Here is a 15082-nt window from a genome sequence, read left to right on the forward strand (position 1 = left end):
GCCACCGGGCCGAACCTGCCCGCGAGTGCCACCCTGGCCAGCCCGCCGATTGTCGCGTATCCTGGCAAGTTGGGCATGCGCCGAATTCTGTGTGAGCAGCGTGCCGGACTGGAGAAGGCACACATGCCCAAGCGCAAAGCAAAGGGCGGGTTCAAGCCCGCGAGCAACTACATCCCCAAGGACTCCTCGGGTCGTGGCGAGCGACCGGCGCGTGCCGGTGGCGGCGCTGGCGCCAACGGAAACCCGCGCTGGGCGAGCGAGAGCCGCCGCGACGGTGCCGGCGGAGACGACCGCCGAGGCGGCCGCGACGACCGACGCGGCTCCGGCTCAACGGGCGGCGGCGAGCGCGGCTCGTACCGCGGTGACGATCGCCGAGGCGGCTCGTCGGGCGGCGACGACCGGCGCCCCGGCGCGCGCGCAGGCGGCGATGACCGCCGTGGCGGCTACGGCGGACGCAGCGACGACCGACAGGGTGGCTACGGACGCGCTTCGCGGCCGGCCGCCGGCGATGACCGTCGCGGCACGGGCCGAGGTGCGGGCGCTGACGAGCGGCGGGGTGGCTACCGTGCAGGCGGCGACGACCGCCGCGGCGGCTACGACGGTGCAGGACGGGCCGAGTCCTTCGATCGCTCGCGCGACAGCTCGCGCAGCTCCGACCAGAGCCGTCCCCGCGGCGAAGACCGCTACAGCACTCGCAAGGGGGCAGCATCCGCTCGCGGAGGCGCACCCACTCGCGGTGGAGCTCCCGCCCGTGGCGGCGCTCGCGGTCGCGACGGCCAGTTCTCGGACCGCAACGAGCGCATCGACCGGCACCACCACGACGCGCTGCGCCAGTCGCACGGCCGCCAGCCGGCCGCTGGTTCCCGCGGTGATCGCAGCGCGAAGCACTTCGACCCGACGGCGCCAGGCGCGAACCAGCCGCAGCGCGGGGCCATCCAGGACTACCGCAGTCACAGCCAGTCAGCTGCCGGCCGCGCCCCCTCCCACGACGAGGACCGCGTGCTCGAGCGCCTCGCCCCGACCGCGGTCGGCGCGAAGAACGCCGACGGCCTGAGCTTCGGCGACCTCGGTCTCGACGCGAACATCGTCGACGCGCTGGCCGAACTCGGCGCACCGAGCCCGTTCCCCATCCAGGCCTCCACGATCCCGGATGCGATCCACGGTCGAGATGTCCTCGGCCGTGGCCGCACGGGCAGCGGCAAGACGATCGCGTTCGGCGCCGCACTCGTGCAGCGCCTCAGCGTGGCCCGCGGACGCGACGCCGACGCGAGCAAGCGCAAGATCGGGCGCGCACCCCGCGCCCTCATCGTCGCGCCTACTCGCGAGCTCGCCCTGCAGATCGACCGGACGATCCAGCCCATCGCCCGCAGCGTCGGCCTCTTCACGACCCAGGTCTACGGCGGCGTGCCGCAGCAGCGGCAGGTCACGGCCCTTGGGCGCGGCGTCGACATCGTCATCGGCACGCCCGGCCGCATCGAGGACCTCGAGCGCCAGGGCTTCCTGCGCCTCGACCAGGTCGAGATCACGGTGCTGGACGAAGCCGACCAGATGTGCGACCTCGGGTTCCTGGAGCCGGTGCAGCGCATCCTCCGCATGACGATGCCGGGTGGTCAACGACTGCTGTTCTCGGCGACGCTCGACGCCGCCGTGCAGCGGCTCGTCACGGAGTTCCTCAAGAAGCCATCGGTGCACGAGGTGGCCGGTGAGGAAGAGCAGCACACCGACATCGACCACAGCGTGCTCGTCGTCGAACGCGACGACAAGCGTGCCGTGATCGAGCAGCTCGCCGGCTCGGGCGGACGGGTCCTCATCTTCACGAAGACCCGCGTGGCCGCAGAAGGCCTCGCGACCGAGCTCTCGATGGCCGGCGTTCCCGCGGCCGCCCTCCACGGAGACCTCACGCAGGGTCGCCGCACGCACAACCTGCGACTCCTCACGAGCGGCAAGGTCAACGTGCTCGTCGCGACCGACGTCGCCGCGCGAGGCATCCACGTCGACGACATCCGCCTGGTCATCCAGTCGGACATGCCCGAGGAGTACAAGTCGTACCTGCACCGTTCGGGCCGCACGGGCCGCGCGGGTCAGCGCGGCACCGTCGTCACGGTCATCCCGAAGCAGCGCCGTCGACGGATGTCGGAGCTGCTCGAGCGCGCCGAGATCGAGGCGCCCATGATCCCGGCACGCCCGGGTGGCGCCGAGCTCGACGCCTTCATGGCCTACGCCGACTGACCTGCCGAACGCAGATGACAGATGCCCCTCGGGATGGACGTTGCTCCAGCCCGAGGGGCATCCGTCTTCGCGGCGCACGCGGAACGTTGATGAAGCCCGCGTAGCGTTGCGCACATGAGCGAACAGCAGGCGAACGACCCGCAGGCGCGGGCAGACCAGGCGAGTGCAGGCGAAGACGTCGCGGCGAACGGCGAAGGCTCTGCCGGCGAGCGTGCGGCGCAGGCGAGCTCGGCCCGCATGAGCACGGAGCAGCTCGAGAACGAGCGCGCACACGGCGACGGGAACCTCTTCCCCGACGCCGGCTCGCTCTTCGAGCCGGAGCAGGTCGACACCCCGGAGCAGCTCGAGGCGGAGGTCGAGGAGGCGGAGGCGCACGACACGCGCTTCGCAACCGGCCCGGACGAGTCGGGTGTGGCCGAGAGCAACTTCGGTCAGAACACCGCCGAGTAGCGCGGGCGCTGCTGCGCTTCGGCGCGCGGCGTCAGCTCAGCAGGCTCGGCGTGATGAGCGCGAGGGTCGTGGCCGCCCAGGCGATGGGCAGGAGCACCCAATCGCCCGTGTCCGTCTGCAGCACGTGACGCTCGGTGCGTGTGCTTGCGAACCCGAAGGCGCGCGCGTCCATCGACAGGGCAACCCGGTCGGCGTGCCGCAGCGCGCCCGCGAGCAGCGGGATGGCGACGTCCAGCTGGGAGCGCAGCCACGCGATTGGCCCGCGTCCGCGGTCGATGCCGCGCACGCGGCGAGCTGCCCGGATCACGTCGAGTTCCGACTGGAACCTCGGCACGAACCGGAACGCCGCCATCGCCGCGTAGCCGAAGCGGTAGGGCACACGGAGGTGCTGCACCAGGGAGCGCACGAAGTCGTCCCCGGCGGTGGCGATGCCGCCCACGAGCGACAGCAGCACGATCGCGACGAGGCGCAGCGCCGTGCCGAGACCCGTCGCCCAGGCGGCGACCGTGAACGGGCGCCCCACGATCTCGAAGATCGTGGATGCCCCGTCGAGCCCGACCGCCGCGAGCAGGGGAGCGGCACTCGACGTCTCCGCCGCAACGCTCGGGTCGACCCAGACGCCGAGCGTCACCGAGAGCACGGCCAGCACGACCGGAACGCCCACGATCAGCAGCAGTGTGCCGCGTGCCGACAGGCGAGTGCCGCTGAGGATGACCAGCGCGCAGAGCAGGATCAGGAGGGCCGGGCTGAACGCGTCCCGTACGACGAACATCGCGACGATGGCGGGCAGCGTCGCCGCGATCTTCACGAGCGGCGTGCGCCGGTGCAGCCACGGCAGGTGCTCACGACGGGAGCGATCGACGCTCGGGCGCGAGACGAGGGCGTTCCCGGCGCCACTCACGAGGCGCCGCCGTCGTGGATGTCCGGGTGGCGAGCGAGCGCGGCTTCCAGCTGCGAGACCGACGTGATCTCGCGCAGGTAGGAGTGCCGGTGCACCCCGGCGAGCGCTCGGGGCAGAGGCGGCAGGCCGAGCCCCGCGGCCTCGAGCGCCCCGGAGGCCACGACCCGGTTCACCTCGCCGTGCGCCGCCACCACCCCACCGTCGAGGACAAGCAGGTGCGTGGCGAGCTCCGTGACGAGCTGCAGGTCGTGGGTCGCGAGCACCAGCGTCGCCCCGTCCCGGGGCAGCTCCCGCAGGAGGGCGACGAGCTCTTCCGCGCGCGCCCGGTCCTGTCCGAACGTCGGCTCATCCAACACCAGCACGTCGGCACCGTCGAGGAGCGCGGCGGCCACCGTGAGCCTCCGCTTCTGTCCCCCGGAGAGGAGGAAGGGGTGCCGGTCCGCATGCTCGGCGAGGCCGAAGCGCTCGAGCATGTCGTCGACGCGGGTCTGGGCATCCGCCGCCCCGCGCTCGATCTCGAAGGCGAGCTCGTCGCGCACCGTGTGCGTGAGGAACTGGTGCTCCGGGTTCTGGAAGACGTAGCCGACGCGCGTGCGCAGCGCGCCCGCCCGCATGCGCGCCGTGTCCTGTCCGTCGAGGAGGACCGTGCCGCGCGGTGCCCGGCGGACTCCGGCGAGCGCCTGGAGCAGGGTCGACTTGCCTGCTCCGTTGTGGCCGACGACGGCCGTGATCGAGCCCGGCTGGATGCTCAGGGAGACGGGGCCGAGCACGCGTGTGCGGCCCCGCGTCACCGTGAGCGCACGGGTCTCGAGCCGGGGAGCTGGCTCCCCGGGAGCCCGCTTCCCGGCCAGGCCCGTGATCGGCAGGGCGTCCGACTGCTGCGGCAGCTCGCTGGCGCCGGCACCCGCTTCAGCCTCCGCAGGAGGCGGCAGCTCGCGCCGATGCGCGCCGCTGCCGCTGGAGTCGGGCAGCAATGCGCGATCCACCCGCTCGAGACGCCGCGCGAGCTCGCTGCCGAGCAGGGGCAGGGGGCCGGTGCCGAGATCCCAGCCCGCCGCCGTGAAGCACGCCGCGGCCTCGTGCGCGACCGGGAACCACACGCCGAGCTCGCGCAGCCGTGCGGCGTTCTGCCCGAAGACCTCGCGTGGTGTGCCGTCGAAGGCGAGCCGCCCCTCGGCGTCGAGGACGATGACGCGCGTCGCGATGGTGAGGGCTTCGTCGAGGTCGTGCTCGATGAGCAGCAGACCGTGCGTGCCCGCGCGCACGAGCTCGCCGAGGGCGAGGTAGATGGAGTGCTTCGCGGTCTGGTCGAGGTTCGCGGTCGGCTCGTCGAGGACAAGCAGGGGCGAGCCCATGGCGAGGGCGCTCGCGATGGCCAGCCGTTGCCGTCCTCCGCCGGACAGGATGTCTGGGGAGTCCTCGCGGCGGTCCCAGAGGCCGAGCTGGCGGAGCGCCCGCTCGACGCGCTCCTCGATGTCCGGAACGGGCAGTCGCAGGTTCTCCGGGCCGAAGGCGACCTCGTCGAAGACCTGCCCGGTGACGATCTGGGCGTCCGCATCCTGGAACACCATGGCGACCTGCTGGCTGGCGGCCGCGACGCCGAGCTCGGCGACATCGTGCCACCCGGCGCCGGGTTCGGAGTCGGCGAGCAGGACGCGCCCGGTCACCTCGGCTCCCAGCGACTGGGGGATGAGCCCGTTGAGGGCTCTCGCGAGGGTCGACTTCCCGCAGCCGGACGGGCCGAGCAGCAGGACCGCCTCGCCGCGCGAGATCGAGAACGAGACGTCGTGGGGGCGCGCGGCCGAAGCGTCGAAGTGGGTGACGGAGAGGTGCTCGACTCGCAGCAGCGGGGTCGTCACCTGGCTGCTCTGCGGTCTTCGGCGAGGCGCAGGTCGCGGCCGATGCCCGCTCGCTCGAGCTGCTTCGCGAGCCACACCGCGAGCATGGTGCAGAGCGGGGGCGAGATGAAGAAGCTGCCGATGAGCAGCACCGTGCCGAGCACGTCGTACTCGCCGCCACCGAGGATGCGGAACGCGGCCGCGGTCATGATGAGGCCGGCGAAGGCCGCGCCCGCGAGGAACAGCCACGCCTGCCAGCGCCGATAGCGGGTGATGAGGAACGGCAGCTCCTGCAGGACGCCGATGCCGACGCCGATGAGGAACGCCCCGAAGGCGATCGGCTGGAACGGGCTCGCGACGAGCCCGGCGAGGGCAGAGGTGATGAGGCCGACCCAAGGCCGACGGAAGAGCGCCTGGGCCAGGGCTCCGGGAATGAAGTAGAGGCCGATCGTGAGCCCGTAGACCAGCGGGAGCAGGTTCGAGACCGCGCCGCCGATGTAGGCGTTGACGGTGAACACCACGCCGCCGGCGACGCCGATCGCGGCACAGCTCATGAGCAGACGAGTGCTGACGGTTCTCATTGGGCTCCACGCCTTCCCTCAGCGGGATACGGTCCCGCTGGGGTCACGGGCTGACCCAAGTCTACAAAATGTAGAGCGAGTCGCGCGACGGGGCTCCGGGCTTGATAGCCTGGGTATTCGCGGATGCCTGGGTGACGTTCCCCACGGCACCTCCGCGACAAGAATTGGAGCAACACAATGCCAGGAACTCGCACTCGAGCGCGGGGTGAGCTCGAACTCGTCGTGCTGCGACTCCTCTGGGCGGCGGCGGAGCCCCTCACGGCGCGCGAGATCCAGGACCGCTTCCCGGGCCGGGTTCCCGCCTCCACGACCATCCTCACCGCCCTCGACCGGCTCAGGGCCAAGGGCGATGTCGCCCGTGTCGGCCACGAGCAGCGGGGCATCCGCTTCGCCGCCACGCAGAGCGAGGCAGAGCACGCCTCCCGGGCCATGCTGAACGCCCTCAAGACGATCGACGGCCGCGAGGCCGCACTGCTGAAGTTCGCCGGCAACCTCGACGCCCGCGACGCCGACCTGCTGCGTGCCGCCCTCCAGCACGCGCCTGCCGCGGCCTCCGAGGCCGCCACGGCGAGCTAGCCGGAGCCGGACTGGCCTTCACCATGGCTCCGAGAGGGCGTTCGGGCATGCTGCCCGAGCGCGAGTGATCTCCGATGTGGATCATCCCTGCCCTCGTGTGCCTCGCGTTCGCGGTGTTCACGATGCTCGCCGCGCCCTCGCTGCTGACCCGCGGCACCTGGCAGGTGCGACACCCGCAGCTCGCCCTCGGCCTCTGGCACGGCGCAGTCGTCGGCGGGTCGCTCGCCCTGCTCGCGGCCGTCGCCCTCTCTGTCGTCGCGGTGCTCACCTGGGAGCATGACGAGGGAAGCTGGCTGAGCGGATTCGAGATCGCGCTCGCCTCCGTCTTCGCGAGCGCCGGCCTGATCGCGATGTTCGGCTGGGGCTTCATCGTGACGCGCCGGTCGGGCCGCGCCTTCGCCGACGGACGCCGCGCGAACGACGAGCTCCGAGACGCCGCGCGCGTGCTGTCCTACCGGGACGAGCGAATCGGCGGAGCGCTCGTGCGCTTCGTCGACTCGCCAGTGCCCCACGCCCTCGCTGCCGCGGGGCGCGCGCCGGTCGTCATCGTGTCGAGCGGACTCGTGGAGCTGCTGACGCGGGAGCAGCTCGAGGCTGTCGTGGCGCACGAGCGCTGCCACCTGATGCGCTTCCACGCGCTCGCGCAGCGCCTCGCGGAAGTCAACGAGGCCTGCCTGCCGCGGTACGCCGGCGCGAAGAACCTGTCGCGTGCGACGTCGCTGCTCATCGAGCTCATCGCCGACGATGCGGCCGCGAACGAGGTCGGGGCGGATGCCCTCGCCGGGGCGCTCCAGGCGCTCGCGGGCGCAGGCGCCGAGGACGACGTGCTCGTGCAGCGCGCGCGGAGGCTCCGCACTCGGACCACAGGAGCGGCGCCGAGCCTCGACGCCTGAGCTCATCTGGGCAGGGGGCGGCACTCGCTTCACGTTGACCGCTGGCGAAGCTGGACGCGCATCCAGGTGTTCGAATCCGTTCTGTGACGGGACGGAGACGGCCGCGGGGGCTCGACGTGGGAGGCTTGGGTCATGCCTGATTCCACCCCGTTCGAAGAACCACGCCCGGGCTACGACGTCGCGCGCGACGCTGAGCCAGAGCGCGCGCTCACGCCGTCCCGGGTCTCGAGGCTGCGCAAGCTCACGATCCTGCTCGCCGTGATGATCGCAGCCGGCGCGTTCGCCAACTGGCAGCAGGAGGCCGAGTTCCGCTCGGCGAGCGTGCTGAGCTTCGCGGTCATGCTCGTCGTCGTCGTGGTCGGCTACGGTGCGATCTGGAAGCTGCTCGGCTCGCCCAAGCGGAAGCGCGCGGAGGGTGCCCGCACGGCGGGCAGCATCCTGTCGGTCCTTGCCGTCACAGGCCTGCTCCTCACCGGAGTGCTCGCCATCACCGGTGCGAGCCCGACGGGCACGGTGCAGCTGATCGTGGGGCTCGGCACGGGCGTCGTCGGCGCGATCTGGCTGCACGCCGCCTGGCGCCGCCTCCCCGCCGAGCCGACGGGGCTCCTCGACTGATGCGCTCGCGCGCCGGATGTCGGAGGCCCCGCCTACGCTTGGCCACATGATCACGTCAGCACGTGGCAGCGAGCTGTGGCAGCGGCTGCAGGGCATCGATGCCGAGCATCCCGCCGACTGGAAGCGTCCGGGGCCGTCGCCTCGCGCACTGCGCACCGACATCGTCGTGGCGCTGGTCGCCGTCGCGCTCATGGCCTTCTCGAACTGGGCAGTGCTCGAGCTGCGCAAGGGCGCAGACCCGGCAGAGGTCGGCGCGATCCTCCACGACACCGACCCCGCCTCGGCGCTGGTCGGCATGTTCCTCGTCCCCGCCATGTACGGGGTCGCCATCGCGCTTCGGCGTCGCTTCCCGCTGTGGATGCTCGTGCTCTGCTCGGTGGCGTTCGTCTCGGCATTCGCTTTCACGTACCTCGACACGATCGTCACCCAGATCGGCTACTTCCTGGTGCTCTTCACCGCGGGAGCGTGGAGCAACCAGCGTGCGCTGGTAACGCTGCTCCGCATCGGGATCACGATCGGCATGACCGTGTGGGCGCTCGTCGACTCCCTCACACGCGCCACGCTCGTGTTCACGTTCTCGGATGGCAGCGACAGCGAGAACTGGATCACGAGCGTCTTCGGCGCCTACACCCTGCTCATCAACGTGCTGTACTTCATCGGCGCGTTCTGGTTCGGGAACTCCGACTTCAGGAGGGCCGGCCAGCGGGCGGCGCTCGAGGAGCGCACCCGCGAGCTCGAGGAGTACACGGCGGCGCTCGCCGACGAGCGTCGCCTCGTCGAGGAGCAGGCCATCCGCCTCGACCGCGTCCGCATCGCGCGGGAGCTCCACGACGTGGTGGCACATCACGTCTCGCTCATGGGCCTGCAGGCAGCCGCCGCGCGCCGGACGGCGGAGACCTCGCCGGAGAAGTCCCAGCAGGCGCTCCTCGGCGTCGAGCAGAGCGCTCGAGTCGCGATCGACGAGCTGCACTCGCTGCTGACGACGCTGCGCAGCGCAGACGCTGATGCTGACTCGGAGTCCGCCGACGGCGGCCAGCGCGAGAACGACGGTGCCTTCGGAGCGCAATCCGGCGCATCCGCCCCCTCGACGCACACGATCGAGCAGGTGCCAGCGCTCATCGAGGAACTGCGCGGGGCAGGCATGCGGGTGGAGTTCAGCACCCTCGGCGAGCCTCGGCCGGTGTCGCCCCTGACGGGCATCGCGGTCTACCGGGTGCTGCAGGAATCCCTCACAAACACGCGGAAGCACGCAGGCCCGGATGCCCCCGCCGATGTGCGACTCCGCTACCTCGAGCGCGGCGTCGAGCTCGACGTGACCGACGACGGGCCAGCCTCCCTCGCGCATGCCGCGGCGTCGAAGCAAGCGAACGGCTCCGGCGGCCTGGGCCTCGTGGGCATGCGAGAGCGCGCCAGGGCCGCCGGCGGCGACCTCACGACGAGCAAGCGGGGCGGTGGCGGCTTCCGCGTGCTCCTCCGCGTCCCCTACGAGCGGCAGAGCTGACGGCATGCGCCCGTGTCCCAGCACCGATCGGCAAGCTCCCGGTAACCTCGCCCCGATACGGTCACGAGAACGACACCGCTCCGGCGGGTGCCAAAGGAGGCCAAGTGTCTGAGAAGATCCGCGTCGTGCTGGTCGACGATCACCAGCTCGTTCGCATGGGGTTCAAGCTCATTCTCGAGTCGGAACCCGATATCGTCGTCGTCGGCGAGGCGACCGACGGCCGCGAAGCAGTCTCCGTCGTCGCCGAGCTCCGCCCCGACCTCGTCTGCATGGACGTGCAGATGCCGGTCCTCGACGGCATCGCAGCGACCCGCGAGATCATGCAGCTCGGAGGGGCCGTGCCGCGAGTGCTCATGCTGACGACCTTCCGCGACGAGGCCGCCGTCCGCGATTCGCTTCGCGCGGGGGCCAGCGGCTTCGTGCTCAAGAACTCCCCGCCGGAGACCCTGGTGGAGGCGGTGCGGGTCGTGCACTCCGGTGACGCGCTGCTCGACCCCCAGGTGACTCGCGGCGTGATCGCCGGCATGCTGCAGGACCCCGCGGAGGGAGCGCCGTCCCAGCCTGCGGACGCGCTCCAGGCCGTGCCCGTCTCGCAGTCCGCTGCCGAGCATCCCACTCTCGCGAGCCTCACCGACCGGGAGGGGGAGGTGCTCGCCCTCATCGCGGAGGGCCTCAGCAACGCGGACATCGCGCAGCGGCTCTTCGTGTCCGAGGCGACCGTGAAGACGCACGTCTCGAACCTGCTCGCGAAGATCGGCGTGCGCGACCGCATCCACGCGGTGATCTTCGCGTACAACGTGGGAGTCGTCGCCCCCGTCGAGTAGCGGCCGGGTGCGCGCGGCCGGGTGCGTGGCATCGTGCAGCCGGGCCCGGCGGTTCCGTCGTGGTCGGCACCTCCTCACCCGAGCGGATGAACGCCGAGCGAGGGCAGTTCCGTCGCGCGGCCGATCCCTCCTCTGACCGATCTCCGTAGCGTTTCCATCAGGCCCAGAGGTGGACGGGCCGAGAGACGGTGCGGCGGACGTCGCGCGAGACAGGAGGGGTGATGCTCGAGATCCAGAACATCTCCAAGACCTACGGAGACCGCAAGGTGCTCGATGACGTGAGCTTCACGGTCGAGCCGGGCAAGCTCACGGGCTTCGTCGGCGGCAACGGGGCGGGGAAGACCACGACGATGCGCACGATCCTCGGCGTCGTCAAGCCGGACTCGGGCGTCGTCACGATCAGCGGCAGGCCCGTCGCCGTCACCGACCGTGCCCGCTTCGGGTACATGCCAGAGGAGCGCGGCCTCTACCCGAAGATGAAGGTCAAGGAGCAGGTCACGTACTTCGCGGAGCTGCACGGCCTGAGCGCCAGGGAGGCGGCGAGCAACGCAGACCGATTCCTGGAGGATCTGGGCCTCACGGAGCGGGCGGGCGACAACGTCGAAGACCTCTCGCTGGGCAACCAGCAGCGCGCGCAGATCGCGGCGTCCCTCGCGCATGAGCCCGAGATCCTCATCCTCGACGAGCCGTTCTCAGGACTCGACCCGCTTGCCGTCGAGGTGGTCCTCGAGACGCTGCAGGGCTTCGCAGCGCGCGGAGTGCCCGTGCTCTTCTCGAGCCACCAGCTCGACGTGGTGGAGCGACTCAGCGACAACCTCGTCATCATCTCGGGCGGCGCCATCAGGGCGAGCGGCGACCGGAACGAGCTGCAGGAGCGGCACTCCGAGGGCATGCACCGCATCTCGCTCGCGGGCGACGCCGGCTGGCTGCGCGACGAGCCGGGCATCACGGTGCTCGAGTTCGACCGAGGGGACGCGATCTTCGTCGCCGACTCCGGCGAGACCGCGCAGCGCATTCTCCGCACCGCACTCGACCGGGGCCCCGTCTTCGGCTTCGGCCGCCACATCGTGAAGCTCTCCGACATCTACCGGGAGGTCGTCGCATGACAACAACACAGGACACCAAGGCACCGCAGCGGGGCGACTCCACGCCGCCGCGACAGTTCGGCCTGAGCTCGGCGAAGGGCATCCAGCTCATCGCGAAGCGCGAGATCCTCGTGCAGGCGCGCTCGCGCGCCCAGCAGATCTCGTTCCTCGTCACGCTGCTGCTCGTCGCGGGCGGCATCGTCGCCGTCGCGCTCTTCGGCGACGCCATCGGGGGCGGTGCGACCAAGGTGGCGACCGTCTCGGGAACGCAGTCCGTGGCCGCCGCGGCCGGACTCGAGACGACGGAGGTCGCATCCGCTGAGGAGGCGGCCCGACTCGTGACGGACGGCGATGTGGAGTACGCGGTGCTGACGCCGACGGATGCGCGCAGCCTCGAGCTCTTCACGGGCGACGGGCAGCCGGCAGGCGACCTCGGCGACGGGGCCTTCGTGCTCGTCGGTCTCGACGGCGTTCCGACCGAGGACTCCATGGCGCTCGCCCAGGTACCGGCGTCGTTCTCGCTGCAGGCGCCCGAGGTGAACCCCGCGCTCGGCTACATCATGGCTGTCGCGTTCGGTGTGCTCTACTTCATGGCCGCCATGGGCTACGCATACACGATCGCGCAGAGCGTCGTCGAGGAGAAACAGTCGCGCATCGTAGAGATCCTGCTCTCGACGGTCACGCCCCGCGTCATCATGGCGGGCAAGGTCATCGGCAACAGCGTGCTCGCGCTCATCCAGGTCGCCGCGATCCTGGCAGCTGCGGCGATAGCGCTCGCCGCGACGGGGCAGGGCGCGTTGTTCTCGCTCATCGGGCCCGGCTTCATCTGGTTCCTCGTGCTGTTCGTGTTCGGGTTCGTGCTCATCGCGACCCTCTACGCCGGCGCCTCCGCGATGGTCTCGAGGCAGGAGGAGGTGGGCAGCGTCACGACGCCGCTCATGATGCTCATGCTCATCCCGTACATGCTCGTGATCCTGTTCAACAGCAACGCGCTGCTCATGACGATCCTCAGCTACATCCCCTTCTCGGCGACCATCGCGATGCCGCTCCGGGTGGTGCTCGGCCAGGCTGAGTGGTGGGAGCCGATCCTGGCGCTCGTGATCCTCATTGCGACGAGCGCCGTGTCGATCATGATCGGTGCTCGGATCTACGAGAACTCGATCCTGCGCATCGGTGGGCGCGTGAAGCTCAGCGACGCCCTCAAGGGGTAGCCGCGGTCTGAATCGCACCGGTTTCACCGACATCTCTGGCGGGTCAAGCTAACGCTTGGCCCGCTGAGTTGTATGAAGTGTGCAATTCGGGGGCTCGAGTGGCGCGTGATTCTCGTGCCCTCCCACTGGGAAATGGCGAGTGTCGGTGGCCCGTCTTAGCGTGGATGCACCCCCGAACGTTGCAAAGGAGCATCCGTGTCTGACATCAGCATCAACGATCCGGAACTCGACGAGCCTGTAGCTCTCGAGCAGAGCCGCATCGATGTCGGCTGGCTGTCGCAGCAGCTGCTCGGCACCTGGCCGGAGGAGCGGCTGCGCGCGCGAGCGAACTCGGCCCGGCCCGAGCTCTGGCGCGATCCGGCTCTGGCTATGCCGGAGCATCGTGACCGCGTCATGGGTCAGCTGCGCATCCTGGTCGAGGAGGGGGCCGTCAACCTGGCCTTCCCGAAGCGGCTCGGCGGCGGCGAGAACCACGGCGGCAACATCGCCGCGTTCGAGGAGCTCGTCGTGGCAGACCCGAGCCTGCAGATCAAGGCGGGCGTCCAGTGGGGCCTGTTCGGCTCGGCCGTCATGCACCTCGGAACCGAGTACCACCACGACACGTTCCTTCCCGGCATCATGAGCCTCGAGGTGCCGGGCGTCTACGCCATGACCGAGACGGGCCACGGCTCGGATGTCGCCTCGATCGGAACGACCGCGAGCTACGACGAGGGCACGCAGGAGTGGGTCATCAACACCCCGTTCCGCGGGGCCTGGAAGGACTACCTCGGCAACGCGGCGCTGCACGGCAAGGCCGCGGTCGTCTTCGCGCAGCTCATCACGAAGAACGTCAAGCACGGCGTGCACGCCTTCTACGTGCCCATCCGCGACGACGACGGCGGCTTCCTGCCCGGCGTCGGTGGCGAGGACGACGGCGTCAAGGGCGGCCTCAACGGCATCGACAACGGCCGACTGCACTTCACCGAGGTGCGGGTGCCTCGGCGCAATCTCCTCAACCGCTACGGCGACGTCGCGGAGGACGGCACGTACAGCTCGCCGATCGAGAGCCCTGGGCGTCGCTTCTTCACGATGCTCGGCACGCTCGTGCAGGGTCGCGTCTCGCTCGATGGCGCCTCGGTGGCCGCCTCGAAGGTCGCGCTCAAGATCGCGGTCACCTACGCGAACGAGCGCAGGCAGTTCGCGGGCGGCGATGGCGAGGAGACGGTGCTGCTCGACTACGGCATGCACCAGAAGCGGCTCATCCCGCGTCTCGCGACGACGTATGCGCTCAGCTTCGCGCACGAGAACCTCCTCAAGCAGTTCCACGGCGTCTTCTCCGGCGAGCTCGACACCCCCGAGAACCGGGAAGACCTCGAGACCCTCGCGGCGGCGCTCAAGCCCCTCTCGACCTGGCACGGCATCGATACCCTCCAGGAGGCCCGCGAGGCCTGCGGCGGTGCCGGCTTCCTCGCCGAGAACCGAGTCGCGCAGCTGCGCCACGACCTCGACATCTACACGACCTTCGAGGGCGACAACCACGTGCTGCTGCAGCTTGTCGGCAAGCGCCTGCTCAGCGACTACGCCGAGCAGTTCAAGGGTGCTGACCGGGGGCAGGTGACGCGCATCATCGCCGAGCAGACCGCCGAGCGCGTCTACTCGGGCTCCGGGCTCCGGGGCATCGGCCAGATCGTCCTCGACCGCGGCAGCCGCGCGCGGTCCGTCGGCTGGCTGCGCCAGCCTGCCACGCAGCACGAGCTGCTGACGGCGCGCGTCGAGACCCTCGTCTCCGAGATCGCCGCCAAGCTGCGCAACGCCAAGAAGCTGTCCAAGGCCGAGGCGGCCGCGCTCTTCAACCGCAACCAGCCGACGCTCATCGAAGCGGCCCGCGCGCACGGCCAGCTCCTGCAGTGGGAGGCGTTTACCGACGCGATCACCACCATGCCGGAAGGCAAGACCCGCCAGGTCCTCACGTGGCTGCGCGATCTCTTCGGTCTGGGCCTCATCGAGGAGAACCTCGCCTGGTACCTCATGTCGGGTCGGCTCTCCGTGCCCCGCGCTCAGGCCGTCTCCGCCTACAGGGAGCGCCTCATCGCGCGCCTGCGCCCGCATGCCGCTGACCTCGTCGATGCCTTCGGCTACGGGCCGGAGCACATCCGCGCCTCCATCGCCTCCGGCGCTGAGCGCGAGCGGCAAGACGAAGCCCGCGCCTACATGCGCGCGCAGCGGGAGTCGGGCACTGCCCCGGTGGAAGAGAAGGCGATGCGCGCTGAGGAGAAGCTCAAGCAGCAGAAGGCGGGTGCCAACGCCTGACGCTCGCGCGCCGAGCCGCGGCCGGCCGCCAACCTGAAGCGGCGGCCTGGGTCGAGGTGCGATACTCGGCGGAGCGTTTCCCGCGCCCC

General features: G+C 70.7%; 13 protein-coding genes. 10 read left to right on the forward strand and 3 right to left on the reverse strand.

Features of this window, described 5'->3' with window-relative positions; all coding sequences use genetic code 11:
• The first annotated feature begins 123 nt into the window (after positions 1 to 123).
• Positions 124 to 2229, forward strand: a complete 2106-nt coding sequence (locus C5E05_RS16580; RefSeq protein WP_104342542.1) for a DEAD/DEAH box helicase — start codon at positions 124 to 126, stop codon at positions 2227 to 2229.
• A gap of 114 nt (positions 2230 to 2343) precedes the next feature.
• Complete coding sequence (locus C5E05_RS16585) at positions 2344 to 2679, forward strand: hypothetical protein (protein WP_104342543.1); 336 nt, start codon at positions 2344 to 2346, stop codon at positions 2677 to 2679.
• A 31-nt stretch (positions 2680 to 2710) separates the two neighbouring features.
• Here C5E05_RS16585 and C5E05_RS16590 read toward each other — a convergent pair whose 3' ends face one another.
• The 3 genes from C5E05_RS16590 to C5E05_RS16600 are packed head-to-tail and all read right to left on the reverse strand — an operon-like array spanning position 2711 to position 5999.
• Positions 2711 to 3580: an energy-coupling factor transporter transmembrane component T gene (locus C5E05_RS16590; RefSeq protein WP_104342544.1), complete on the reverse strand. Its 870-nt coding sequence runs from the start codon at positions 3578 to 3580 to the stop codon at positions 2711 to 2713.
• Complete coding sequence (locus C5E05_RS16595) at positions 3577 to 5439, reverse strand: ABC transporter ATP-binding protein (protein WP_104342545.1); 1863 nt, start codon at positions 5437 to 5439, stop codon at positions 3577 to 3579. The genes C5E05_RS16590 and C5E05_RS16595 overlap by 4 nt, the downstream gene beginning before the upstream one ends.
• On the reverse strand, positions 5436 to 5999 hold the full coding sequence (locus C5E05_RS16600; protein WP_104240192.1) for an ECF transporter S component: 564 nt from the start codon (positions 5997 to 5999) through the stop codon (positions 5436 to 5438). Before C5E05_RS16600 ends, C5E05_RS16595 begins: the two co-directional genes overlap by 4 nt.
• Positions 6000 to 6176: 177 nt before the next feature.
• Here C5E05_RS16600 and C5E05_RS16605 point away from each other — a divergent pair, with 177 nt between their 5' ends.
• The 8 genes from C5E05_RS16605 to C5E05_RS16640 all read left to right on the forward strand — a co-directional run bounded on the left by C5E05_RS16605 (position 6177) and on the right by C5E05_RS16640 (position 14993).
• Positions 6177 to 6575 carry a BlaI/MecI/CopY family transcriptional regulator gene (locus tag C5E05_RS16605; RefSeq protein WP_104240193.1) on the forward strand — a complete coding sequence of 133 codons (399 nt, stop codon included), beginning with the start codon at positions 6177 to 6179 and terminating at the stop codon, positions 6573 to 6575.
• Positions 6576 to 6649: 74 nt separating this feature from the next.
• Positions 6650 to 7468, forward strand: coding sequence for a M56 family metallopeptidase (locus tag C5E05_RS16610; protein WP_104298137.1), 819 nt, complete (start codon positions 6650 to 6652; stop codon positions 7466 to 7468).
• 132 nt (positions 7469 to 7600) lie between these two features.
• Entirely contained in the window at positions 7601 to 8083 is a 483-nt protein-coding gene (locus C5E05_RS16615) for a hypothetical protein (RefSeq protein ID WP_104298138.1), read from the forward strand.
• A gap of 46 nt (positions 8084 to 8129) precedes the next feature.
• Positions 8130 to 9584, forward strand: coding sequence for a sensor histidine kinase (locus C5E05_RS16620; RefSeq protein WP_181059702.1), 1455 nt, complete (start codon positions 8130 to 8132; stop codon positions 9582 to 9584).
• A gap of 104 nt (positions 9585 to 9688) precedes the next feature.
• Complete coding sequence (locus C5E05_RS16625) at positions 9689 to 10408, forward strand: response regulator transcription factor (RefSeq protein WP_104342547.1); 720 nt, start codon at positions 9689 to 9691, stop codon at positions 10406 to 10408.
• 221 nt (positions 10409 to 10629) lie between these two features.
• Positions 10630 to 11514: an ABC transporter ATP-binding protein gene (locus tag C5E05_RS16630; protein ID WP_104240198.1), complete on the forward strand. Its 885-nt coding sequence runs from the start codon at positions 10630 to 10632 to the stop codon at positions 11512 to 11514.
• Positions 11511 to 12704, forward strand: coding sequence for an ABC transporter permease (locus tag C5E05_RS16635; protein WP_104307778.1), 1194 nt, complete (start codon positions 11511 to 11513; stop codon positions 12702 to 12704). Before C5E05_RS16630 ends, C5E05_RS16635 begins: the two co-directional genes overlap by 4 nt.
• A gap of 195 nt (positions 12705 to 12899) precedes the next feature.
• Positions 12900 to 14993, forward strand: a complete 2094-nt coding sequence (locus C5E05_RS16640) for an acyl-CoA dehydrogenase (protein ID WP_104298143.1) — start codon at positions 12900 to 12902, stop codon at positions 14991 to 14993.
• Positions 14994 to 15082 lie beyond the last annotated feature (89 nt).

The organism is Pseudoclavibacter sp. AY1H1 (assembly GCF_002931055.1).
In the GTDB taxonomy this organism is placed as follows: Bacteria; Actinomycetota; Actinomycetes; order Actinomycetales; family Microbacteriaceae; genus Pseudoclavibacter.